At 73.2% G+C, this 23,361-nt stretch carries 21 protein-coding genes; 10 read left to right on the forward strand and 11 right to left on the reverse strand.

The annotated features are described in order from the left end of the window. Positions 1-61: 61 nt before the first annotated feature. From pgsA to AB0D32_RS08360, 7 genes are all read left to right on the forward strand, one after another. Positions 62-694 (forward strand): phosphatidylinositol phosphate synthase, encoded by a 633-nt coding sequence (gene pgsA, locus AB0D32_RS08330; protein WP_357086420.1) that lies wholly within the window; start codon positions 62-64, stop codon positions 692-694. 43 nt (positions 695-737) lie between these two features. Next, positions 738-1,682, forward strand: a complete 945-nt coding sequence (locus AB0D32_RS08335) for a phosphatidylinositol mannoside acyltransferase (RefSeq protein WP_357086422.1) — start codon at positions 738-740, stop codon at positions 1,680-1,682. Positions 1,683-1,685: 3 nt separating this feature from the next. Then, the gene (locus AB0D32_RS08340) at positions 1,686-2,846 is read left to right on the forward strand and encodes a glycosyltransferase family 4 protein (RefSeq protein WP_357086424.1); all 1,161 of its coding nucleotides are present in this window, start codon (positions 1,686-1,688) and stop codon (positions 2,844-2,846) included. Positions 2,847-2,848: 2 nt separating this feature from the next. After that, positions 2,849-3,352, forward strand: coding sequence for a hypothetical protein (locus tag AB0D32_RS08345; RefSeq protein WP_357086563.1), 504 nt, complete (start codon positions 2,849-2,851; stop codon positions 3,350-3,352). Positions 3,353-3,609: 257 nt separating this feature from the next. Further along, positions 3,610-4,527: a pyridoxal 5'-phosphate synthase lyase subunit PdxS gene (gene pdxS, locus AB0D32_RS08350; RefSeq protein ID WP_357086426.1), complete on the forward strand. Its 918-nt coding sequence runs from the start codon at positions 3,610-3,612 to the stop codon at positions 4,525-4,527. A 76-nt stretch (positions 4,528-4,603) separates the two neighbouring features. Continuing rightward, positions 4,604-5,212, forward strand: a complete 609-nt coding sequence (gene pdxT, locus AB0D32_RS08355; RefSeq protein ID WP_357086428.1) for a pyridoxal 5'-phosphate synthase glutaminase subunit PdxT — start codon at positions 4,604-4,606, stop codon at positions 5,210-5,212. 339 nt (positions 5,213-5,551) lie between these two features. After that, positions 5,552-6,301, forward strand: coding sequence for a YebC/PmpR family DNA-binding transcriptional regulator (locus AB0D32_RS08360; RefSeq protein ID WP_357086430.1), 750 nt, complete (start codon positions 5,552-5,554; stop codon positions 6,299-6,301). Positions 6,302-6,529: 228 nt separating this feature from the next. Here AB0D32_RS08360 and AB0D32_RS08365 read toward each other — a convergent pair whose 3' ends face one another. Continuing rightward, entirely contained in the window at positions 6,530-7,549 is a 1,020-nt protein-coding gene (locus AB0D32_RS08365; RefSeq protein ID WP_357086432.1) for a hypothetical protein, read from the reverse strand. Positions 7,550-7,804: 255 nt separating this feature from the next. Here AB0D32_RS08365 and AB0D32_RS08370 point away from each other — a divergent pair, with 255 nt between their 5' ends. Further along, complete coding sequence (locus tag AB0D32_RS08370) at positions 7,805-8,380, forward strand: helix-turn-helix domain-containing protein (protein WP_357086434.1); 576 nt, start codon at positions 7,805-7,807, stop codon at positions 8,378-8,380. A 149-nt stretch (positions 8,381-8,529) separates the two neighbouring features. Here the strand turns inward: AB0D32_RS08370 and AB0D32_RS08375 are convergent, their stop codons facing one another. The 8 genes from AB0D32_RS08375 to AB0D32_RS08410 all read right to left on the reverse strand — a co-directional run bounded on the left by AB0D32_RS08375 (position 8,530) and on the right by AB0D32_RS08410 (position 16,721). After that, the gene (locus AB0D32_RS08375) at positions 8,530-10,338 is read right to left on the reverse strand and encodes a carbohydrate binding domain-containing protein (RefSeq protein WP_357086437.1); all 1,809 of its coding nucleotides are present in this window, start codon (positions 10,336-10,338) and stop codon (positions 8,530-8,532) included. Positions 10,339-10,525: 187 nt separating this feature from the next. Next, complete coding sequence (locus AB0D32_RS08380) at positions 10,526-11,587, reverse strand: ABC transporter permease (RefSeq protein ID WP_357086439.1); 1,062 nt, start codon at positions 11,585-11,587, stop codon at positions 10,526-10,528. Further along, positions 11,584-12,477: an ATP-binding cassette domain-containing protein gene (locus tag AB0D32_RS08385; RefSeq protein WP_357086441.1), complete on the reverse strand. Its 894-nt coding sequence runs from the start codon at positions 12,475-12,477 to the stop codon at positions 11,584-11,586. The genes AB0D32_RS08380 and AB0D32_RS08385 overlap by 4 nt, the downstream gene beginning before the upstream one ends. Positions 12,478-12,558: 81 nt before the next feature. Then, the gene (locus tag AB0D32_RS08390) at positions 12,559-13,278 is read right to left on the reverse strand and encodes a response regulator transcription factor (RefSeq protein WP_357086443.1); all 720 of its coding nucleotides are present in this window, start codon (positions 13,276-13,278) and stop codon (positions 12,559-12,561) included. Beyond that, a complete protein-coding gene (locus tag AB0D32_RS08395; protein WP_357086445.1) occupies positions 13,275-14,561 on the reverse strand; it encodes a sensor histidine kinase in 1,287 nt (428 codons plus the stop codon). Before AB0D32_RS08395 ends, AB0D32_RS08390 begins: the two co-directional genes overlap by 4 nt. Before the next feature lie 115 nt (positions 14,562-14,676). Then, positions 14,677-15,627, reverse strand: a complete 951-nt coding sequence (locus tag AB0D32_RS08400) for a permease prefix domain 1-containing protein (protein ID WP_357086447.1) — start codon at positions 15,625-15,627, stop codon at positions 14,677-14,679. Further along, positions 15,624-15,965: a PadR family transcriptional regulator gene (locus AB0D32_RS08405; protein WP_357086449.1), complete on the reverse strand. Its 342-nt coding sequence runs from the start codon at positions 15,963-15,965 to the stop codon at positions 15,624-15,626. Before AB0D32_RS08405 ends, AB0D32_RS08400 begins: the two co-directional genes overlap by 4 nt. A gap of 135 nt (positions 15,966-16,100) precedes the next feature. After that, on the reverse strand, positions 16,101-16,721 hold the full coding sequence (locus tag AB0D32_RS08410) for a hypothetical protein (protein ID WP_357086452.1): 621 nt from the start codon (positions 16,719-16,721) through the stop codon (positions 16,101-16,103). A gap of 196 nt (positions 16,722-16,917) precedes the next feature. Here AB0D32_RS08410 and AB0D32_RS08415 point away from each other — a divergent pair, with 196 nt between their 5' ends. Next, entirely contained in the window at positions 16,918-18,309 is a 1,392-nt protein-coding gene (locus AB0D32_RS08415) for a serine/threonine-protein kinase (RefSeq protein ID WP_357086454.1), read from the forward strand. 10 nt (positions 18,310-18,319) lie between these two features. On the opposite strand, the gene AB0D32_RS08420 is transcribed toward AB0D32_RS08415, so the two are convergent. After that, entirely contained in the window at positions 18,320-18,877 is a 558-nt protein-coding gene (locus AB0D32_RS08420; protein WP_357086457.1) for a hypothetical protein, read from the reverse strand. 122 nt (positions 18,878-18,999) lie between these two features. Next, positions 19,000-19,563: an RNA polymerase sigma factor gene (locus AB0D32_RS08425; RefSeq protein WP_357086459.1), complete on the reverse strand. Its 564-nt coding sequence runs from the start codon at positions 19,561-19,563 to the stop codon at positions 19,000-19,002. A gap of 226 nt (positions 19,564-19,789) precedes the next feature. Here AB0D32_RS08425 and dnaE point away from each other — a divergent pair, with 226 nt between their 5' ends. Further along, positions 19,790-23,320: a DNA polymerase III subunit alpha gene (gene dnaE, locus AB0D32_RS08430; protein WP_357086461.1), complete on the forward strand. Its 3,531-nt coding sequence runs from the start codon at positions 19,790-19,792 to the stop codon at positions 23,318-23,320. Positions 23,321-23,361: the final 41 nt, after the last annotated feature.

Raw genomic sequence — 23,361 nt, forward strand, 5'->3', positions numbered from 1 at the left:
CGCGGCTCGCCTGACCGGCCGTACCGCCGCGGCTACGCGGACCGTTATCGTGGGGACCGCCATGGCGAAGATCTTCCAAGTGTCGGCCCGCGCGGGGATGACCCGCGTCGTCGAGCCGGTCGCACGCCGCCTGCTACGAGCGGGCGTAACACCCAACGCGGTCACCGTGGCGGGCACCCTCGGGGTGCTCGTCGGCGCACTCGGCTTCGGTGCCCGCGGTCATCTGGTCGCCGGGGCCCTGATAGTCACCGTCTTCGCGCTCACCGACCTGCTCGACGGGACGATGGCCCGGATGAGCGGCGGCTCCACGAAGTTCGGTGCGTTCCTCGATTCGAGCATGGACCGGGTCGCCGACAGCGCGGTCTTCGGCGCGGTGGCGTACTGGCTGGCCACCCAGCACAATTATTCCGGCGTCGCCGCCGCCCTGCTCTGCCTGGCCGCCGGCGGGCTGGTCTCCTACGTCAAGGCCCGGGCCGAGGGGCTCGGCATGACCTGCAACGTGGGCATCGCCGAGCGCACCGAGCGGCTGCTCATCGTCGGTGTCGGCGGGGTGCTCACCGGGCTCGGCGTCGACCCCGCGCTGGAGATCGCGCTCTGGCTGCTCGCCGCCGTGTCGATCTTCACCGTCGGCCAGCGGATGACCCACGTGTACCGCCAGGCCCAGCGGGTGCACACCCCGGGCGGGCAGGGGTGAGCGTGGCGGGCGCCGGCCGGCCGCAGTCGGAGGGCCGGCGCCGGTGAACCTCACCGAGCTCGGCTACGTCGCCGGGTGGCGCGTGATCCGCGCGCTGCCCCGGCCTGTCACGGCCGCGGTGTTCCGGGCGGGCGCCGACCGCGCCCACCGTCGCGGCGGCGGGGGTACGGCCCGACTGCGCGCGAACCTGCGCCGGGTGGTCGGCCCCGACCTGCCGGAGGCCGAGCTCGACGAACTGGTCCGCCGCGGCCTGCGTTCGTACGCCCGGTACTGGCTGGAGGCGTTCCGGCTACCAGCTCTCGGCCGGACGGAGATCCTGGCCGGCTTCCGGCTCGACGGGGAGGAGAAGCTCGCCGCCGACGTGGCCGCCGGCCGGGGCGCCGTGGTGGCGCTGCCGCACGCCGGCAACTGGGACGCGGCCGGCGCCTGGGTCGCGGCGACCGGCTGGCCGATCACCACCGTCGCCGAGCGGCTCAAGCCCGAAGGCCTCTACCAGCGATTCCTCGCCTTCCGCCGCAGCCTGGGCATGGAGATCCTGCCCACTCACGGCGGCGAGCGCAACGCGTTCGACGTGCTGGTCGACCGGGTCCGGGCCGGTACGGTGGTGCCCCTGCTGGCCGACCGTGACCTCTCCGCGCGGGGCGTGGAGGTCGACTTCTTCGGCCACCGGACCCGGATGCCCCCGGGGCCGGCCCTGCTCGCGCTGCGTACGGGAGCGCCCCTCTACGTCGCCTCGATGTGGTACGAGCCGGACGCCGCCTGTGCGTCGATCGAGGGACCCCTGCCGCTGCCCGGCCCGGAGGAGGGCCCGCTCGACCAGCGGGTCCGGTCGCTGACCCAGCGGATCGCCGACGGTCTGGCGGCGGGCATCGCCCGGCATCCGGAAGACTGGCACATGTTGCAGCGGATGTGGCTGGACCAGCACGGCACGGGTGGCGGCGCGGCCCCATCCTCCCCGGCTGCCGGGATCGCGAACGAGAGGCGTTGAGGCGTGCGCATCGGCATCGTGTGCCCGTACTCCTTCGACGTGCCCGGCGGGGTGCAGAACCACGTCATGGACCTCGCCGAGGCGCTGATCGGGCTCGGGCACGAGGTGAGCGTGCTCGCCCCGGCCGACGAGGACTCCCCGCTGCCGCCGTACGTGGTGCCGGCGGGGCGGGCCGTGCCGCTGCCGTACAACGGCTCGGTGGCCCGGATCGCCTTCGGCCCGGTCTCCACCGCGCGGGTGCGACGTTGGATCATCCGGGGCGAGTTCGACGTGCTGCACGTGCACGAGCCGCTGACCCTGAGCCTGTCGCTGCTGGCCGTGCTCTCGGCCCGTGGTCCGGTGGTGGCGACCTTCCACACGGCGATGACCCGCTCGCGGGCGCTGGCCGCCGCGCAGGGCGTGCTCCAGATCGTGCTGGAACGGATCACCGCCCGGATCGCGGTCAGCGCGCTGGCGCGCAAGGTGCAGGTCGAGCACATGGACGGCGGCGCGGTGGAGATCCCGAACGGGGTGGCCGTCGCGAAGTTCAGTAACGCGCGGCCCCTGTCGGGCTGGCCGGGGGAGTGCCCGCCGGGCACGGGCGGCGCGATCGGGTTCCTCGGCCGCTTCACCGAGGCCCGCAAGGGCTTCCCGATCCTGCGCGACGCCTTCGTGGAGCTGGCCCGGCAGCGGTCCGGCCTGCGGCTGCTGGTGGCGGGCCCGGGTGACGCGGACGACCTGTTCGGGCGGTTTCCGGCCGAGCTGCGGGACCAGGTGACCTTCCTCGGGCTGGTCTCCGAGGAGGACAAGGCGCGGATGCTGCGCAGCGTGCACCTCTACGTGGCGCCGAACACCGGCGGCGAGTCCTTCGGCATGATCCTCACCGAGGCGCTCGCGGCGGGCACGACCGTCGTCGCCAGCGACCTCGACGCGTTCCGCCGCGTGCTCGACGGCGGCCGGGCCGGCCGGCTGTTCCCGACCGGGGACCCGGCCGCGCTGCGTACCGCCCTGGCCGACCTGCTCGACGACCCCGCCGGCCGGGCCGCGCTGACCGAGTGCGGTGACCAGGTGGTGGGCACCTTCGACTGGCCCGTGGTCGCCCGGCGGGTGCTGGAGGTGTACGCGGCGGCGATCGAGGCCACCGACGGGCGGGTCATGGACACCGAATGGGTGGGGCTGGACTGACGATGTCGGGCTTCTGGTGGGTGGTGGCCGCGACCCTGGTCGTCGGGCTGGTCGCGGCGTACCTCGTCTGGACCGCCGGCCGGGTCGGCCGGTTGCACGCGCGGGCGGAGCTGGCGGCCCGCGCCCTGGAGGCCCACCTGCTGCGCCGGGCGGCGGCTGCCGCGGTCCTGGCCGAGCGCCGCTACGGCGTCGAGCTGTACGCGGCGGCACGGATCGCACTGGACGCCGAGCCGGACGAGCGGGAGGCCGCCGAGAACGACCTCACCCGCCAGTTGCGGGCGGTGGAGCTGGACCCGACGGATCCGGACTGCGAGGCGGTGGTCGCCGCCAGCCGGCGGCTCGCCCTGGCCCGCCAGGTGCACACGGACCTGGTCCGGGACGCCCGCGCGGCGCGTGGCCGCCCGCTGGTGCGCCTGTTGCGGATGGGGCGCCGCCGCCCCTGGCCGCGCTACTTCGACATCGACGACCCCACCCTGACGACCCCGGCCGACGTCCCCGCCACCTGAGAGCGGGGGACGATCGTGATCAGGACCCCATGGACGTCATCCGGCCGCTTTGAGGCCCATGACGCCCTGATCACCGGGGCGGTGCCCTGGGGGTTGGGGCGGGGTGGGTGGGGTGGGGGCGGGTGGGGTGGGTGGGGGGGTGATGGTTGCCACAGGGCAGGCCACCGTGGGTCTGATTGGCTGTCGGATCGGCGTTGGGACCGTCGTAGCATTTCCGCAGCCACCCCCCCCCGAGCACGTTCGAGGAGCGATGACCCGTGCCCGAAACCACTGCCCAGAACGCCAGCGCCAGCCCCGTCACCGGCACCGCCCGCGTCAAGCGCGGCATGGCCGAGATGCTCAAGGGTGGCGTGATCATGGACGTGGTCAACGCCGAGCAGGCCAAGATCGCTGAGGACGCCGGCGCCGTCGCGGTGATGGCGCTCGAGCGGGTGCCCGCCGACATCCGTGCCCAGGGCGGGGTGTCCCGGATGAGCGACCCCGACATGATCGACGGCATCATCAACGCCGTCTCCATCCCGGTCATGGCCAAGGCCCGGATCGGCCACTTCGTGGAGGCCCGGATCCTCCAGGCGCTCGGCGTCGACTACGTCGACGAGTCCGAGGTGCTGACCCCGGCCGACTACGCCAACCACATCGACAAGTGGGCCTTCACCGTCCCCTTCGTCTGCGGGGCGACCAACCTCGGCGAGGCCCTGCGCCGGATCACCGAGGGCGCGGCCATGATCCGCTCCAAGGGCGAGGCCGGCACCGGTGACGTCTCCAACGCCACCACCCACATGCGCAAGATCCGCCAGGAGATCGCCCGGCTGGGCTCGCTGCCGGCCGACGAGCTCTACGTGGCCGCCAAGGAGCTCCAGGCGCCGTACGAGCTGGTCAAGGAGGTCGCCGAGAGCGGCAAGCTGCCGGTGGTGCTGTTCACCGCCGGCGGGATCGCCACCCCGGCCGACGCCGCGATGATGATGCAGCTCGGCGCCGAGGGCGTCTTCGTGGGCTCCGGCATCTTCAAGTCCGGCAACCCGGCGCAGCGCGCCGCCGCGATCGTGAAGGCCACCACCTTCCACGACGACCCGGACGTGCTGGCGAAGGTCTCCCGGGGCCTCGGCGAGGCGATGGTCGGCATCAACGTCGACGACATCCCGCAGCCGCACCGCCTGGCCGAGCGCGGCTGGTGATTGTAAGGAAGGGCACCTTCCTGACGCCTGAGGTAGAGGAAGGGGCCCTTCCTGACGTCCAGGAGAGGAGCGGCAGATGAGCGACGCACCCGTGATCGGTGTGCTCGCCCTCCAGGGGGACGTCCGTGAGCACGTCGCCGCGCTGGCGGCGGCCGGCGCGGACGCCCGCCCGGTACGCCGTACGCAGGAGTTGGACGCGGTGGACGGGCTGGTCATCCCCGGCGGGGAGTCCACCACGATCAGCAAGCTCGCCGACATCTTCGAGCTGCGCGAGCCCATCGACAAGCGCATCGCCGACGGGATGCCGGTCTACGGCTCCTGCGCCGGCATGATCATGCTCGCCACCGACGTCCTCGACGGCCGCCCCGACCAGCGCGGCTTCGCCGGCATCGAGATGACCGTACGGCGCAACGCGTTCGGCCGGCAGGTCGACTCGTTCGAGGCGTCGGTGGGGATCACCGGCGTCGAGGGTGGGCCGTTCCACGCGGTGTTCATCCGGGCACCGTGGGTCGAACGGGTCGGCGACGGCGTCGAGGTGCTCGGCACGGTGACCGAGGGCCCGGCGGCCGGCCGGATCGTGGCGGTGCGGCAGGGCAACCTGCTGGCCACCTCGTTCCATCCCGAGCTGACCGGCGACCTGCGCGTGCACGCGTACTTCGTGGAACTGGTGCGGGCCGCCCGCTGAGCGGTCCCGACGTACGGGCGACGGGGTTCCTCCGACCGGGAGGGGCCCCGTCCCGCGTCCGGGGGCGCCTGCGGACCAGGCCAGTCCGGGGCGGTCGTCGTCGAACGGGCCTGGGGCGTTTTCGCCTGGTCTGTCCTCTCTGCGGGCGGCCGGAACGAACCGGCGGTGCGCCGTGCGTGACAGCCGCCGGCCAAGCGTCGGTAGGATTGCCGAGATTCGGCGGGGCCAGCTGCCCGTCACGGCTTCCCGCAGGGCTGACCGGCACCACCGAGTGCGCCGGCGGGAGCGGGGCGTGCGCGGTCGGTCGATGCAGACGGCGGGTAGCAACGGAGGTAACAGATGTCCGGCCACTCAAAGTGGGCGACGACCAAGCACAAGAAGGCGGTCATCGACGCCAAGCGCGGCAAGATGTTCGCCAAGCTGATCAAGAACGTCGAGGTCGCCGCGCGGACAGGCGGCGGTGACCCGGCCGGCAACCCGACGCTCTACGACGCCATCCAGAAGGCGAAGAAGAACTCGGTCCCCAACGACAACATCGACCGTGCCGTCAAGCGCGGCTCGGGTCTGGAGGCCGGCGGCGCCGACTGGCAGACCATCATGTACGAGGGCTACGGCCCCAACGGCGTGGCAATGCTGATCGAGTGCCTCACCGACAACCGCAACCGGGCGGCGACGGAGGTGCGCACCGCGCTGACCCGTAACGGCGGCTCGCTCGCCGATGCGGGCTCGGTGTCGTACATGTTCTCCCGCAAGGGCGTGGTGATCGTCCCCAAGGCCGGTACGACGGAGGACGACGTCATGATGGCGGTCCTCGACGCGGGCGCCGAGGAGGTCAACGACCTGGACGAGGCGTTCGAGGTGGTCTCCGAGCCGACCGACCTGATCGCGGTCCGCACCGCGCTCCAGGACGCCGGCATCGAGTACGAGTCGGCCGAGTCGTCGCTGATCCCGAGCGTCAACGTCCCCCTCGACGAGGACGGCGCCCGCAAGATCTTCAAGCTGATCGACGTCCTGGAGGACTGCGACGACGTGCAGAACGTCTACGCGAACTTCGACGTCAGCGACGAGGTGATGGAGGCCGTCGGCTGAGCCTGACGCCTCCGGTGCGCAGGCCGTGACCGCGTGGACCGCCGTCGGCCGTCGGCACGGGCCGGGCCGGGCCGACGGCGCTCTACGCGGTCGACCGCGGCGCCCGACCTGCTGTGCGGGCTGGAATGTGCCGCGCCATTCGGGACACCTTCGTGCGTCGGCCCGCCGGGGGCGACGCGGTGCCGACCGTCCGCTGAGGACCGGCGGCCGACGGCCGAAAACCGTGCGTCAGCCGCCGGGCAGCGCCTCGACCAGGAACACCTGGTCCGTGCCGCCGGTGCACGGCTCGGCCACCGCCTCGGCCGACACCTCGGTGTCGTCGTTACGGAGACCGACGCAGAGATCGGTGCGGGCCGGCCGGATGCGGTAGGCGGTGGGTGCCGACCCGGCCGGCTCGAAGCGGAACAGCTGCGACCACCTGTCCGCGCGGCAGTCCTGCCAGGGTTCGAGCATGCTCCGGCCGGGATTGCCGTCGCGGACGGTGAGGCAGCCCGGCCCGTGCACGGGGTGGTGCCACTTGATGAAGTACAGCCCGTCGGCCACCGGCTCCAGGTAGGTGTCCGGCGGGGTCGCCTCGGCGCAGGGAAGCTGGACCGCCACCTGGCTCCGGTACTGGCCGGTGCGGTCGTGCCCCTCGGTGAGGCAGAGCTGCGGCGTGCGGGCGGGACGGATCTGGCTCCGGCCGCCGCTCGGGGCGGTCGTCGGGCTGGCACTGCCGTCCGGTGTGGTCGAGGGGCCGCCCGCTAGGGCGGCCGGTGCGCGTTCCGTCGCCTCTCGCCGCTCGTCGTCGGGTCGCAGCAACCATGCGCCCGCACCGAGCGCGGCCAGCAGGGCGCCGATGACGGCCAGCGCCAGCGGTGCGGGGCGGGTGAACCGGCGCGGGCGGGTCGCGTCGGGTCGCGCCGCCACCGGGGCCGGGGTGGCGTCGCCGGCTGGCGGGTGGTCGGGCGTGGGCGGTATCGCGGCGAACGGTCCGGCGGCGAGTCGGTCCCGCGCCCGTAGCCACACCTGTACCTGATCCGCCGCTCCGCAGGCGCGGACGAAGGCGGCCAGGACCTCGGGGCGCGGCAGGGTGGACCGGCCCAGGACGTCGGCGGCGGTGCTGCGGGCCAGCACGTCACCGGCTGCCGCCGCGCGTTGCTCCAGTTGTCGGTAGGTGAGCCGGGACCGATTCTTGAGCCGGCGTAGCAGCTCGATGAACTCCGCCGGATCGGTCGCCTCGTCAGGTCGTGGTTCCCCCGTGTCCATCGCCCGATTCTCCAGACCCCCGGGGCGGTAGGGCAACGGCGCCTGCGCCGACTGTCCGAGTTGGCCGGACAGAACCCGGACAAGCCCCGCTGAGCTGCCCGGATGCCGTAGGGCCGAGGCCAGGGCATTGTCCCTGCCGACGCGTCTGTCTAGCGTCATTCCTCGATGGCCGCGCCGTCGACCGGCTGGCGGTCGGCGGGCCCCCGGACCGGCACCGGTCCGGGCTCGGCCACGTCGACGACACGGGGAGTTCCGATGGATGATGGTGCCCGGCATCCGGTGCCGCAGGCCCCGACGGCGGGGGAGTACGTTGCGCTGCTTCGGGGCGTACGGCTGCGTTCCGGCCTGACCTACCGCGAGATCACCCGGCGGGCCTCGGCGGCTGGGCACTGGCTGCCGCCGAGCACCCTTGCCACCATGCTGGGGCGGACGACCCTGCCCCGCGAGCGGACCGTCGTGGCGCTGCTGACCGCCTGCGGCACGTCGGCGGGGGAGATGGAGCGGTGGGTCAGGGCGCGGCGGGAGATCGAGGCGCGCCTGACCGAGCAGGCGCGTGGGGACGGCGCGGCGCGGACCGGCGAGGTGGCCCCCGGTGGCCCGGGCCCGGCCGCCGAACCGGTCACGCCGGATCGGCCACCGGCCGAGGTGCGCCGGCCGGCCCGGTCGGCCAGGCGGCTTCGGCTGGGGGTGCTCGCGCTGCTCGGCGTGCTGTCGGTCGGGGCGTCCGGGGCGCTGTTGCCGCGGGCCGCACGGTGGGTGGGGCGGACGGTCCGTCGACCCACGGCCGGCCGCTCGTGCTGTGGCAGGACATGTACGGCCCGTGCGTGCTGAGTCTCCAGGAACGGCTGGCGGCCGGCGGCACACCGGCGGACGGGCGGGTTCCCGGCGAGGCGCCAGGAGCATCGTCGCCGTGACGTACGCGACTCCCCGCCCGGTCCGTGGACCGGGCGGGGAGTCCCCCCGTTACGCCGGCTGACGACTCACGGTCGCAGCCGGTTGGCGTAGACGTACGCGCCCACGGAAGCACCGGTGGCGAGGCCGGCGTCCGCGTCGAACCGGTAGTGCACGCCGAGGTAGATCCGGCTCAGCGCGTTCTCCTGGGCGGCCTGGTCGAAGCCGCTCATGTGCCGGACCACGCCGACGGCGTTCGGGTCGTCGGTGGTGGCGTCGAAACCGATCGCGTTGGTGCCGAAGAAGCCCTTCATCACCGCCGCCCACGCACCGGCGAAGGTGGCGTGCCCGGAGATGTAGGCCGGGAAGGGCGGCGTGTACGGCACGCCGTTGCGGTCCTGCGACAACGGCTGCCAACCCGGGCCGTGCAACGCCTCGATGGCGCTCACCGGCCGCCACAGGTCGATCGGGGTCCGGTACTTGGCGTCCCAGGCGGCGATGGCGGCGTCGGCGAGGGCGAGAGCGACCAGCCCGAAGAGTCGGGCGTTGGCCAGGATGCCGAGTTGCCGCTGCTCCGCGACGATCCGGGTGTGCGTGAAGAGCTGGCCCGGCGGCTTGTACGTGCCCGCCAGGTCGTTGGCCCAGAAGAACGCGATCTGCGTCTGCTCGGGGGTACGCAGCGCCGACGCCGTGCCGCCGTAGTCGCGGACTTCCTGGACCTGGTTGTGGTACTCCTGCTTGCCGAGCAGGTCGGCGTATCCGGTCGCGCCGGCCGGCAGGCCGGGCCGGAACTGCCGGCCGGAGGTGAGCGCGAACGGGGTGACCAGGCCCCAGTTCGGGCCGACCGCCGCCTTGCCGTTGGTCGGCCGCCACGAACCGGGCACCCCGTCGAGCTGGTACGGCGTGTTGTTGCCGGAACCGTCGTTGGCGCGGGCCTGGAGGTTGGCGGCTGCGGCAGCGGCGCCGACGGTGTCACCCCGCGCGGCCTCCGCGGCGTTCACGCCGGACGGTCGGCGGGCGACGGCGTCGGCGAGGGCCTGGGAGTAGGAACGACCCTGACCGCCGTACAGGGCGGTCAGCACGTCGTGGGCCGCCCGGTCGATGGCCGCGTGCAGGGACGGCGCCACGACGTTGTCCAGGGTGCCCGGGTAGCTCACCGGCACCCTCACCCGGTAGGGGTTGCCGACGCCGGTGACCGAGACGGCGGCGTCGTGCATCGCCGCGTGCAGGATGGCCGCCTCCCGGGAGGACGCGGTGGGTGGCAGGTCCAGCGCCTTGTAGGTGTCGATCAGGATCCCGTTCCAGTACAGGATCGGGTCGGTGGCCGGGTCGACGGCCAGCGGGGTGAGCGAGATGTCGTCCAGCCGGACGGTCGAGGCCGCGTGCGCGCCGAGGTGGAACAGGAGCACCGCCTGCGGGTCACCGAAGGGGGACACGAAGTCGAAGGTGAACCGGCGCATCGTGGACGTCAGCGCGACGGTCTGGTCGACGGCGGAGGTGAAGGGCGTGTTCACCCGGGAGACCGAGACGCGCAGCGAGCGGTTGACGTCGGCGGAGGCGTCGAACTGCAACCGGTACGGCTGGCCGGCCGTCACCCCGAACTCGAAGTGGCCGACCAGGTCGTCCCAGGTGGGCTTGGTGGCCGGTCCGGCGGTGCGGATGCGCAGTTGCCCGGCGTCGACGGTCGTGCTGGTCGCGGCGAGCCGGGTCCACCAGGGCGCTGTGCTGCCGTTGTCGAACGAGCCGTTGAGGATCAGGTTGCCCGGGGCGGCAGCGGCCGGCGCGGGCCGGAGGACGGCCGCGAGAGTGCTGGCGAGCACGACCGCCAGCACCGCGCTGAGCAGCCGCCGGAGCCGCCGTGGATCGTCGTGGTGTCGCAGGCCGATCGATGGGGTCATGGAGAGCCTTTCCGGTCCGGGACCGGCGACGACCGGGCCGTCGCCGTGAGGATCGGCTCACCGTAGGCGCGTTCGACCTGTTCGCAGCCGCCGAACAGGCGTTCGGGCCGGTGCCGTACGGGCTGGTGGACGGCACCGGGCGCCGGCGTCCGATCAGGACACCGGCGCCCGGCGGGCCGACCAGCGGTCAGCCGATGCTCTTCCGCTCACCCCAGGCGGTGCGCAGGGAGGTGCGCCCGTTGGTCCGCAGCAGCGAGCCCTCGTACACGCGGGCTCCGGCGACCACGAACGCGGCGGCGGCGACCAGTAGCAGGGCCAGCGACACCAGCGGCTCCCAGCCGGCCGCGTCCCCGTTGAACAGCCGCAACGGCATCGCCGTCGGCGCGGAGAACGGCAGGTAGGACAGCACCTTCATGGCCGTCGCGTTGTCGTTGAGGAAGATCACCGCGAAGAACGGCAGCATGACGGCGAGCTGCACCGGTGTCGACACGCCGGCGATGTCCTCCTGGCGGTTCACCAGGGCCCCGGCCGCCGCCCACATGGCCGCGATCAGCACGAAGCCGAGCAGGAAGAACGGCAGGAACCAGCCGATCGCCGGGGCCAGCAGCGAGAGCAGCCCGCCGCTGTCGCCGAACTGCACACCGACCACGGCGACGAGGGCGACCAGGGCGATCTGCCCGAGAGCCAGCAACGTGCCGGCGATCATCTTGCCGGCCAGCAACGCCCGTACGGGGACCGCGGCCACCAGGATCTCCACGATCCGGGTCTGCTTCTCCTCGACGATGCTCTGCGCGATCTGCACGCCGAAGGTCTGCGAGGTGATGAAGAAGATGAACGCGAAGGCGAACGGCACCAGGAAGGCCACCACCGGGTCCACGGCGTCGGGATCCAGCAGCCGGACCGTGGGCTGCGTGCTCAGCGCCGCCACCACGTCGTCGGGAGCCTCGTCCATGGCCAGCACCGCCGGCCCGGAGATCACCGCGGCGTCGGCGTCGCCGTCGCGTACGGCCTGCTCGGCGGCGCGGTCGTCGGGGACCGTACGCACCTCCAGCCCCGCCGCGCGCAGCGGGCCGGCCGCCGCCTCGGTCACCGCCACGCTCGACGGGCCGCCGGAGAGCAGCGGCGGAAGGATGGTCGCGGCGGCGGCGATCAGCAGGAAGAACAGGGTGCTGAACAGGAAGGTCCGGTCGCGCAGCTTGACCCGGATCTCCCGGGCGGCGACCAGCCGGGTGGCCTGCGTGGTGTTCACTGGGCGACCTCTCGGAAGATCTCGGTGAGGGACGGGCTGACCGGGCGGAACGCGCGCACCGGGCCGCGGGCCAGCGCCGCGTGCAGCACCGGCTGCTCGTCCGTGCCGGGCGCGAGGTCGAACACGGCGCGGGCACCGTCCAGGTCGACCAGCGTCACCCCGGGCTGGTCCCGCAGCCAGCCGGCGTCGGTCTCCACCACCAGCTCGTACCGGGGCACGGTGTACGTCGCGCGGAGTTCCTCCCGGCTGCCGGCGGCCCGGATCACGCCGCCCCCGATGATCACCAGGTCGTCGCAGAGCCGCTCGACGACGTCCAGTTGGTGGCTGGAGAACAGCACCGGCGCGCCCGTGGCGGCCCGCTCCCGCAGCACCGCCACGACCGTGTCCACGGCCAGCGGGTCGAGGCCGGAGAACGGCTCGTCGAGCACCAGCACCTCGGGGTCGTGCACCAGGGCGGCGGCGATCTGCGCCCGCTGCTGGTTGCCCAGCGACAGCGTCTCCAGCAGGTCGTCGCCGCGCTCGGCGAGCCCGACCCGCTCCAGCAGCGCGTCCGTGTTGCGCCGCGCGTCGACGGCGGTCATCCCGTGCAGCCGGCCAAGGTAGGACACCTGGTCCCGGACGCTCATCTTCGGGTAGAGGCCGCGCTCCTCCGGCATGTAGCCGAAGCGCCGGCGGGCATCCCGGGTCAGCGGCGTCCCCTGCCAGGTGACCTGGCCGGCGTCCGGGGCGAGCACCCCGAGGATGATCCGCATGGTGGTGGTCTTGCCGGCGCCGTTGCCGCCCACGAAGCCGGTCATCCGGCCGGCCGCCACGTCGAAGGACACGTTCTGGAGCACCCGACGGTCGCCGAAGCTGCGGTCGACGCCGTCGAGGCGGAGCACATTGGTCACAGCGTTCACGCTAGATCGTCGCCCGCCGCCCGCCGTCCGCCCCGAGATCGAGCGTGCCGTCCCCCTCGCGACGGAGGACGGTCAGCCGCCGGGCCGCACAACCTCGTGTTCGTACGCGAAGACCACCGCCTGCACCCGGTCGCGCAGGCCCAGCTTGGCGAGCACCCGGCTGACGTGCGTCTTCACCGTCGCCTCGCCCAGGTGCAGCTCGGCGGCGATCTCGGCGTTGCTGGCGCCGCCGGCGACCAGGACCAGGACCTCCCGCTCGCGGGGGGTGAGGTCCCGTAGCGCGGCCTGGGGCGTCGTCCTCGGGCCGCCCGGCGCGACGGTCCCCCCGGGGCGGGCGAAGGTGGCGATCACCCGCCGGGTGAGTTCCGGGGCGAGCAGGCCGTCGCCCCGGGCGAGCACCCGGATCGCCTCGATCAGGGCCTCCGGGGTGCCGTTCTTGAGCAGGAAGCCGCTGGCCCCGGCACGCAGCGCGGCGAACAGGTAGTCGTCCCGGTCGAACGTGGTGAGGATCAGCACGGCCGGCCCGCCGGGCCCCGCGTCCTCGGCGGTGATCCGCCGGGTCGCCTCCAGCCCGTCGACCCCGGGCATCTCCACGTCCATCAGCACCACGTCCGGGCGCAGCACCCGGGCCATGCTGGCGGCGCGTTCGCCGTCGGCGGCCTCCCCGACGACCTCGATGTCGTCCTCCACCTCCAGGATGACCCGGAAGCCGGTGCGGACCAGGTGCTGGTCGTCGGCGAGCAGCACCCGTACGGGACGGTCCGTCCCGGGCACCTCGTGGTCGGCGCTCACGCCGGCCGCCCCACCGGCAGCGGCAGCGGGAACCGGGCCCGTACCCGCCAGCCACCGCCGGCACGCGGGCCGACCTCCAGCACGCCGCCGTGGGTGGCGACCCGCTCGCGCATCCCGACCAGGCCGAGCCCGTCGGCGTTGGCCGGGCGGGTGGCCCGTCCGTCATCGGTCACGTCGACCTCCACCTCGTGCGCCAGGTAGCGGATCCGCACGTCGAGCGCGGTCGCTCCGGCGGCGTGCTTGAGCGCGTTCGTCACGGCCTCCTGGACCACCCGGTACGCGGCCTGGGAGACCGACTCCGGCAGCGGCGCCGGGTCCCCGTACACCCCCAGGGCAGCCCGCAGCCCGGACTCCCGGGCCCGGTCGACCAGCGCGGTGACCTGGTCGATCCCGGCAGGCCCCGGCTGGTCCGCGAGGTCCGGGGCGCCGTCACGGGCGCGCAGCAGGCCGAGCATCCGGCGCAGCTCGTCGACGGCCGTGCGGGCCGTCTCCTCGATCGCGCTCAGCGCCGTACGGGCCTTGACCGGATCCTTGTCGAACACCCGCCGGGCGGCCGCCGCCTGCACCCCCATCACCGACACGTGGTGGGCCACCACGTCGTGCAGTTCCCGGGCGATGCGGACCCGCTCGCCCACCACGGCGTGCTCGCGGACCTCGGCCTGCGAGTGGCGCAGCTCCTCGGCCCGCGCCTGCACCTCGTGCTGGCGCCGGGCGGCCAGCCACGCGGTCTCCCCGAAGAAGTACGCGAACCCGAAGAAGAGGCCGTTGACCAGCACCCCGTTCACCATCGCCGCGAGCACCGGGGGCACCGGCCCCACCGCCTGGGCGAACGCGTCCCCCGGGATGCTGTCGAGGGTGACCGCGTAGTACGCCCCCAGCCAGACGAACATGGTGGTGATGACGCCGATGCGCAGCCGTCGGGCCAGCCGGCGGTCGGGGCCCCATGCGCCGAGCGAGTAGAGGGCCGCGAACAGCGCCCACGAGGCGAGCTGTGTCTCCGGTGCGGAGCGCGCCTGGGCGGCGATGAATCCGACCGAGACGACCAGGGTGACGGCGGCGGGAAACCGGCGCCGCCAGATCAGCGGCAGCGTCAGCGCGACGGTCCAGAAGACCTGCTCCGGCCCGGACGGCGGCGGCCCCAGCAGGAACGCCCCGGTGCTGCGGGCCAGGGTGAGGCTGACCAGCGCCAGGAGTGTCGCCGCCAGCCCGACGTAGACGTCGAACCGCTGCTGTTCCGGGGTGAGCCCCGGCCGCCGCCAGTCGTCGTCCGTCACGGTGTTCATCCTGGTCAGGATCTCATCCCGCCGGCCTGTGCCGGTCGGGCACCCGGCCCGGCGGCCGGGGCCACGGCGACGGGGCCCGGCACGCGGTTGCGTGCCGGGCCCGTCGTGATGTGCGTCAGCCGCGGCTGCGGCGCGCCTTGACGATGCTCTCAACGATGTCCCAGAGCGTCACCAGCACGGTGCCGACGACCACGATGGTCGCGACGACGTTCAGGTTGTCGCCCTCGCCGAGCCACTCGAAGCGGGCCACCAGGTCGGGGTTGAGCAACCGGTCGGTCGACATCAGCCAGACCACCGGCACCGCGAACGCCAGGTCGAGCACCGCGTTCACCACGACGATCGGCCAGGACCAGCGCCCGACCCGGTACTTGGCGATCTCCAGGCCGATCGTGGCCACCAGGACCGCCATCAGGAACGGCAGCCAGAAGCTCCACAGCGCCGGGTCGAGGATCGGCAGGTTGCCGTCACCGTCGGTCGGGACGAACGACCGGAAGTGCTGCAGCGGCAGGTAGACGACGAAGAGTGCCAGGAAGACGATCGAGGCGGCGATGTCGGTCAGGGTGATCTGCCGGTGGACCGGGCCCTCCGGAAGCTGGTCGACGCTCCACCGGGGCAGGCTCAGGGGAGTGTTGGTGCGCTCCAGCATCGCGAAGACCAGGGTGACCCAGAAGGCGATCTGGACCGCCACCTGGATGGCGGTGGCGATGCCCTCGCCGATCCCCTTGCCGACGGTGCCACCGTCGGCCGCCTCGGCCAGGCCGACCAGCACACCGACCGTCGCCGGCACGAAGCTGAGCAGCAGCTTCAGCAGCCGCTCCCAGGCCAGGTAGTAGGTCGGGCCGATGAGCTGCAACCGGCGGTCGGCGTAGCGGGCGGCGAGCTGTGCGGGGTCGCCCAGTTCGGTGAGCACCTCCCGCTCGGCGGAGGCGGCGTCCTGCCCACCGGCCGTGCGCCCCTCGACCATGTCCTCGATCGAGGCGCGCAGCTCGGTGGCGATCCCCTCGCGGCGGGCGACCGGCACCGAGCGCAGGGTCGCGGCGAGGTATCGGTCGGTCAGGGTGGTCATCGGTCGGCTCCTTCGATCAGCCCGGTAAGGGAGGTCTGTACTGCGGCGAGGTCGGCGAGGAGTCGGCTGAGCAGCGACTCGCCCTCCTCGCCGGTCCGGTAGAACTTGCGCGGCCGGCTCTCCTCGGTGTTCCACTCGCTGGTCAGCAGCCCCTGCTCCTCCAGGCGCCGTAGCAGCGGGTAGAGGGTGTTGGCGTCGACCGGGAAGCCGTGGTCGGAGAGGCGTTGCAGCAACGCGTACCCGTAGTCGGGGCGGCGCAGCGCGACGAGGCTCGCCACCACCACGGTGCCCCGACGCAACTCCTGGAGGTGCGTTCGCAGGATCTCATCGCTAACCATGCGTCACACCATACTGTGCGCCACACACTATTGTCCATCGCTGCATCGTCGTGTGCGCCACATCAGTGTGTTCCGGCGAAGCGGACGGCGGCGAACCCCGCGAGGGAGTCCGCCGCCGCCCGGGCCGGGCGGCGATCAGCAGGACGGGCCCTGCCGGAAGCCGCGCTCGACGAAGGAGGCCGGCCCGACCTGGAGGTAGCCGACCCCGGGCCGGATCGGGTGACCGGTGAACAGCTCCACCCGGGAACCGATCCGCACCAGGTACGCCGAGGCGTCACCCGCGTCGTTGCGGATCATCGAGCCCCGCGGGCCGTAGATCTCCTCCAGGGCGGCGAAGGACATGCCTACCGCCGCGCCGGCGGGAGTGCGGGGCGGCGCGGTGGCGGTGCCCACCTCCACCAGCCGCCCGTCGCGGAAGGACACGATGATCTTGCCCGCCCAGGCTCCGGTGACGCCGGCATGGACCACGCCGTCGCAGCCGGGAGCGACCCAGTCGACGAGGCCGGCCGCCGACAGCCGCGCCAGGCTGGCCCCGATCCGAAACGGTCCGGCACCCCGGACGCTGATGACCCGGACCTCGTCCCGCTCGGCGGCGGCGAGCGTTGTCGCCCCGGAGCCACCGCCGGAGCGGTCGGTCTGTGGCCCGGCGACGACGTCCGGCCGGGGCGCGGCGGCGGCCGGGGCCGCCACGGTGATCGGCACGAGCCCGGCCGTGACCAGCAGGGCGGTGACGACGGTGTACGAGATACGACGCACGGGAATCTCCTCCTGGCGGAGTGCGGGTGTCCTTGTCCTCTTGGTCGCCCCGCCGACGGGATCGGTTCGTCGGGTTCCCGACCGACGCGCTGCCGGCTCCGCTGGTCGCGGTGCCGAGGGGCTGCCGCCGAGCAGGAGCGCCGTCTACTGTCAAGGCGGAACGGCGGCCGGCGGTGCCGGTGTCGGGGGTGGTGCGGTGACCAGTCCGGAGTGGATCGGGCCCTACCGGATCGAGCGGCTGCTGGGCACGGGGTCGTTCGCGACGGTCTGGCTGGGCCACGACCCGGTGCTCGACTCCCCGGTGGCGATCAAGGTGCTGGCCGAGAACTGGCACCACGACCTGCGGGTGCGGGAGCGGTTCCTCGACGAGGCCCGCCTGCTGCGCCGGCTCGACGACGAGCGGCTCGTCCGCGTCCACGCCGCCGGCGAGCTGGCCGACGGCCGGCCGTACTCGGTCATGGCCTGGGCCGACGGCGGCAGCCTGCACGAGCGGCTGGCGGCCGGCCCGATGCCCGCGCCGGCCGCCCTGGACCTGCTGGCCGAGATCGCCGCCGGTGTCGCCGTCCTGCACCGCCACGGCGTGGTGCACCGCGACCTGACCCCGGGCAACGTCCTGTTCCGGTCCGGCCCGGACGGCGAGCGGGTGCTGATCGCCGACCTCGGGCTGGCCAAGGCCCTCGCCGCCGCCTCCGGCCTCACCGCCCGGGCCGGCACCCCCGGCTACATGGCCCCGGAACAGGACGACCCGTTCGCCGTCGTCGACACCCGCGCCGACGTGTACGGCCTGGGCCGCCTCGGCCTCCGGCTCCTCGGCCGGGACGCGGAGCGCGTGCCGGACGGCCAGCCTCCTCCGGGCGGCCAGACACACCCGGGCAGGGCGATCCGACTGCGTGAGGGCGTGTCGCCGCAGGTGGCGGCCGTGCTGCGCCGGGCCACCGCGTCCCGACCGGCCGACCGCCACCCGGACGCCGAGGCCTTCCGCGCCGCCCTGCGACACGCCACCACCACGCCCGCACCAGCCCCTCCCGCCGACCGGCCGGCGGGCCGGCGGCGGTTCGGGGCCGGGTGGCTGGGTGTCGTGGCGCTCGTCGCGGCCGGGGCCACGGCGGGCGACGCCGCGCCCGCGGCGCGGGACGTCGGCACGTGGACGAGCGGGCCGGTCACCGTCGTGCTGCCGCCCGGCTGGCGGGCCACCGGCACCGGCTGGGCCGGCCGGTACGGCGACGACGGACGGCTCGAACCGGCCCTGGTGATGTCGCCCGACCCGCACCGGTGGGCAGCGGACCCGACCGTGCCGGGTGCCTTCGTCGGACTGTCGGCCAGCATCGCCGCGCGGACCACCCCGGCGGGGTTCGTCGCCGAGCGTGCGCACGCGGCGTGCGTCGCCGCGCCGGTACGCCACACCCGGCAGGCGGGCGTGGACTGGGTGGTGGCCCGGTTCACCTGCGACCAGGGCCGGCCGGAGGTCGTCGAGGCCGCCGGGTTCGCGCCCGGCCACGTCGGGCTGATCTACGCGCAGGTGGTGCCGCCGGCAGGCGCGGGACCCGGCTTCGTCGACACGCTGCTGGCCGGGGTGCGGGTGCGGTGAGCCCCGCAGGTCACCGCACCACCACGGTGACCGTGTGCGTCGTGCCGCCCTGCGGGATCAGCACGTCCACGGTGCCGGGGCGGACGAACCGGATGTCCACCACCCCGGCCTCGTAGCTGCGGGAGACGAGGTCCTCGCGGTCCACGCTCACCTCGCCCGGCCCGATGCCGATGATCCGCAGCATCCCACCGGTGGCGAAACAGAGGGAGCGCAGCAGCGCCAGCTCGTTCTCGGCCAGCACCAGGTCGTAGCGAACCGCCCCGTAGCAGGTGCCGGGCGGTGCGCTCGGCGACCGCGTCGCGGGCGGCGTACGCCCGGCGTCGGTCGTCGGGGGCGCAGCCGGCGGGGAACGCCGGACCGGCGGAACGGCGGACGACGGGCCGGGTGCGGACGGTGCGGCGGACGGCGGGCCGGGTGCGGACGGTGCGGCGGACGGCGGGGAGGCCGACGGTGGCCGGGGGGAGTGACCCGTCGTCGCGGCCGGCGGCTGTACGGGCAGCGGCGAGACGGGCGAGTCCTCGCCGCCGCCGCAGGCCGCGATCGACCCCGCCACGGTCGCGGCGATCATCGCGGCGGCGGCGAGCCGCGACGCGGTCGTCCGAGCGCCACCGGCCTCTGCCCTGTCCCGAGCGCGCAGTGGCCGAGGTGGGACGGGTCGACGGCGGGGGCTCGCCGGCCGGCCCGCCACCGTCACCGCCGTCCCTCGCCGGCGGCGGGCTCCCCGGACAGCCGGTGCCGCAACTGCCGGCGGGCCTCGTGGATCCGCGACTTGACGGTGCCCTCGGGCAGGCCGAGCAGGCCGGCGATCTCCCGGTAACCCAGCCCGAGGACGTCCCGCAGGATCACCGCCTCCGCGAGTTCGGGGCGGATCGCGTCGAGCGCGTCGAGCAGATCCAGCCGGGTGCCGGCGACCACGCTCGTCCGGCGCGGGTCCACCGGGTCCGGCAGCGGCACGCCGCCGGCCTCCACCAGCCAGCGCCGGCGCAGCACCCGGTACGTCGAGCGGGCCCGGTTGGCGGTCAGCCGGTACAGCCAGGTGTGCAACGACGACCGGCCCTCGAACCGGCCGATGCCCCGGGCCAGCGCGAGCAGCGCGTCCTGGCAGGCCTCCTCGGCGTCCTCCCGGTTCGGCAGCAGGCGGGCGCAGAGGCGCAGCACCTCCGGTCGGACCGCGACCAGCAGCGCGTCGAGCGCCGCCGGGTCGCCGCGCGCCGCCGACTCGGCCAGCTCCTCGACACCGTCCGGGAGGGGCATCAGGTCGTCCAATGCTCGCCGGATACCGTCCGCGCCCAGGCTACGGCCGCCGCCGCCGGACGGGTCGCCACGAGTCCGGGAACCGACTGTCCCCGGCGGCCGAGGAGATCCACGACACCCCCGCCCGCTCCGCCCCGCGCGCCGTCTGGAGCCGGCTTTCGTGGCGGCGATAGGGTAGGCCGACCGACCTCGACCATCCCATGATCCGACCCGGGGGGCGCCACGCATGGGCGATTCGTTCGCGCATCTGCACGTGCACACGGAGTATTCGATGCTCGACGGGGCGGCCCGGCTGAAGGACCTCTTCGCCGAGGTCAAGCGGCAGGGCATGCCGGCGGTGGCGATGACCGACCACGGCAACATGCACGGCGCGAACGACTTCTACAAGCAGGCGATGGCCGCCGGCGTCACCCCGATCCTCGGCATCGAGGCGTACGTGGCGCCGGAGTCGCGGTTCCACAAGCAGCGGGTGCGCTGGGGCCGGCCGGAGCAGAAGAGCGACGACGTCTCCGGCAGCGGCGGCTACACCCACATGACGATCTGGGCGAAGAACAAGACCGGCCTGCACAACCTCTTCAAGCTCACCAGCCGGTCGTACACCGAGGGATTCTTCGTCAAGTGGCCGCGGATGGACGCGGAGCTGCTCGCCGCCAACGCCGACGGGTTGATGGCCACCACCGGCTGCCCCTCGGGCGAGGTGCAGACCCGGCTGCGCCTGGGCCAGTACGACGAGGCGCTCAAGGCCGCGGCCAGATACCAGGAGATCTTCGGCAAGGAGAACTACTTCCTGGAGATCATGGACCACGGCATCAGCATCGAGCGCCGGGTCCGCCAGGAGCTGCACGACATCTCCCGCAAGCTGGACATCCCGCCGGTGGTCACCAACGACTCGCACTACACGCACGAGGCCCAGGCCGAGGCGCACGACGTGCTGCTCTGTGTGCAGACGGCGGCGAACGTCGCCGACCCGAACCGGTTCCGGTTCGACGGCAGCGGCTACTACATCAAGTCCGCCGACGAGATGCGCGCCGTCGACAACTCCGACCTCTGGCTGGAGGGCTGCCGCAACACCCTGCTGGTGGCCGAGAAGGTCGACCCCGCCGGAATGTTCGAGTTCCACAACCTGATGCCGCGCTTCCCGGTCCCCGAGGGCGAGACCGAGGAGTCCTGGTTCCGCAAGGAGACCTTCGCCGGGCTGGCCCGGCGCTACCCCGGCGGCATCCCCGACGGGCACGTCACGCAGGCCGAGTACGAGCTGGGCGTCATCACCCAGATGGGCTTCCCGTCGTACTTCCTCGTGGTCGCCGACTTCATCCAGTGGGCCAAGAACCAGGGCATCGCGGTCGGCCCCGGGCGTGGCTCGGCCGCCGGCTCGCTGGTGGCGTACGCGCTGGGCATCACCGACCTCGACCCGATCCCGCACGGCCTGATCTTCGAGCGGTTCCTCAACCCCGAGCGTGTCTCGATGCCCGATGTCGACATCGACTTCGACGAGCGTCGGCGCGGCGAGGTCATCAAGTACGTCACCGACAAGTGGGGCGAGGACAAGGTCGCCCAGATCGCCACCTTCGGCACGATCAAGGCGAAGGCTGCGATCAAGGACTCCGCCCGGGTGCTCGGCTACCCGTACGCGGTGGGCGACCGGATCACCAAGGCGATGCCCCCGGCCGTGATGGGCAAGGACATCCCCCTGGAGGGCATCTTCGACCCCAAGCACCCCCGGTACGCCGAGGCCGGCGAGATCCGGGGCATGTACGAGGCCGAGTCGGACGTCAAGAAGGTCATCGACACCGCCCGCGGCATCGAGGGGCTGATCCGGCAGACCGGCGTGCACGCCGCCGGCGTCATCATGTCCGCCGAGCCGATCATCGACCACATCCCGCTGATGCGCCGGGACTCCGACGGGGTCATCATCACCCAGTTCGACTACCCGACGTGCGAGTCGCTCGGGCTGTTGAAGATGGACTTCCTCGGCCTGCGCAACCTGACCATCATCGACGACGCGGTGAAGAACATCCAGCTCAACCACGGCAGGGAACTGGACCTGCTGGCGCTGCCGCTGGACGACAAGCCCGCGTACGAGCTGCTGGGCCGGGGCGACACCCTGGGCGTGTTCCAGCTCGACGGCGGGCCGATGCGCTCCCTGCTGCGGATGATGAAGCCGGACAACTTCGAGGACATCTCCGCCGTCCTCGCGCTCTACCGCCCCGGCCCGATGGGCGTGGATTCGCACACCAACTACGCGCTGCGCAAGAACAACCTCCAGGAGATCACCCCGATCCACCCGGAGCTGGAGGAACCGCTGCGGGAGATCCTGGCGCCCACCTACGGCCTGATCGTCTACCAGGAGCAGGTGCAGCGCGCCGCGCAGATCCTCGCCGGCTACAGCCTCGGCCAGGCCGACCTGCTGCGCCGGGCGATGGGCAAGAAGAAGAAGGAGATCCTCGACAAGGAGTTCATCCCGTTCCGCGACGGCTGCCGGGAGCGGGGCTACTCGGACGAAGCGATCCAGAAGGTCTGGGACGTGCTGGTCCCGTTCGCCGGGTACGCCTTCAACAAGGCGCACTCGGCGGCGTACGGCCTGGTGTCGTACTGGACCGCGTACCTGAAGGCGCACTACCCGGCCGAGTACATGGCGGCGCTGCTCACCTCCGTCGGCGACGACAAGGACAAGATGGCGCTCTACCTCTCGGAGTGCCGCCGGATGCGCATCCAGGTGCTGCCGCCGGACGTGAACACCTCCGCCGGGCCGTTCACCCCGGTCGGCAAGGAGATCCGGTTCGGCCTCGGCGCGGTGCGCAACGTCGGCGCGAACGTGGTCGCGGCGATCATGCGCTGCCGCGACGAGAAGGGCGAGTACGCCGACTTCTACGACTTCCTGTCCAAGGTCGACGCGGTGGTCTGCAACAAGAAGACCATCGAATCGCTGATCAAGGCCGGGGCGTTCGACTCGCTCGGACACTCCCGCAAGGCGCTGCTCACGGTGCACGCGGAGGCGATCGACGCGTACGCCGACGTCAAGCGCAAGGAGGCCGTCGGCCAGTACGACCTCTTCGGCGCCGGCTTCGGCGACGCGGAGACCAACAGCACCACCGTGATGCCGGTGATCGGCGACGGGGAGTGGGACAAGCGCGACAAGCTCGCCTTCGAACGCGAGATGCTCGGCCTGTACGTCTCCGACCACCCGCTCTTCGGCCTGGAGCACGTCCTCGGCGCGGCGGCGGACTGCACCATCGCCTCCCTGTCGGAGGAGGGCACCGTTCCGGACGGGGCCGTGGTCACCCTCGCCGGCATCCTCTCCGGGGTGCAGCGGCGGGTCACCAAGCAGGGCCGGGCCTGGGCGTCGGCCACCCTGGAGGACCTCGCCGGCGGCGTGGAGACCCTCTTCTTCCCCAACACGTACGAGGTGATCGGGCAGTACATCGCCGAGGACGCCATCGTGGTCGTCAAGGGCCGGGTGGACCGGCGCGACGACACCCCCCGGATCATGGCGATGGACATGTCCATGCCGGATGTCAGCAGCAACCCGGCGAACAAGCCGATCACCCTGACCATCCCGGTGCACCGGTGCACCCCGCCGCTGGTGGAACGGCTCAAGGAGACCCTGGTGCTGCACCCGGGCGACACCGAGGTGCACGTCAAGCTGCTCAACGGCGGGCGGACCACCACCCTGCGGCTGGGACCGTTCCGGGTGGCGGCCACCACCGCGCTGATGGGCGACCTGAAGAGCGTCCTCGGCCCCGCCAACGTCAGCTGACGCCGCCACCCCGCCGGCCGGGTCTGGCCGGCGGGGCGTGC

Origin of the sequence: Micromonospora sp. NPDC048170 (assembly GCF_040652795.1) — a bacterium.
Lineage (GTDB): Bacteria > Actinomycetota > Actinomycetes > Mycobacteriales > Micromonosporaceae > Micromonospora.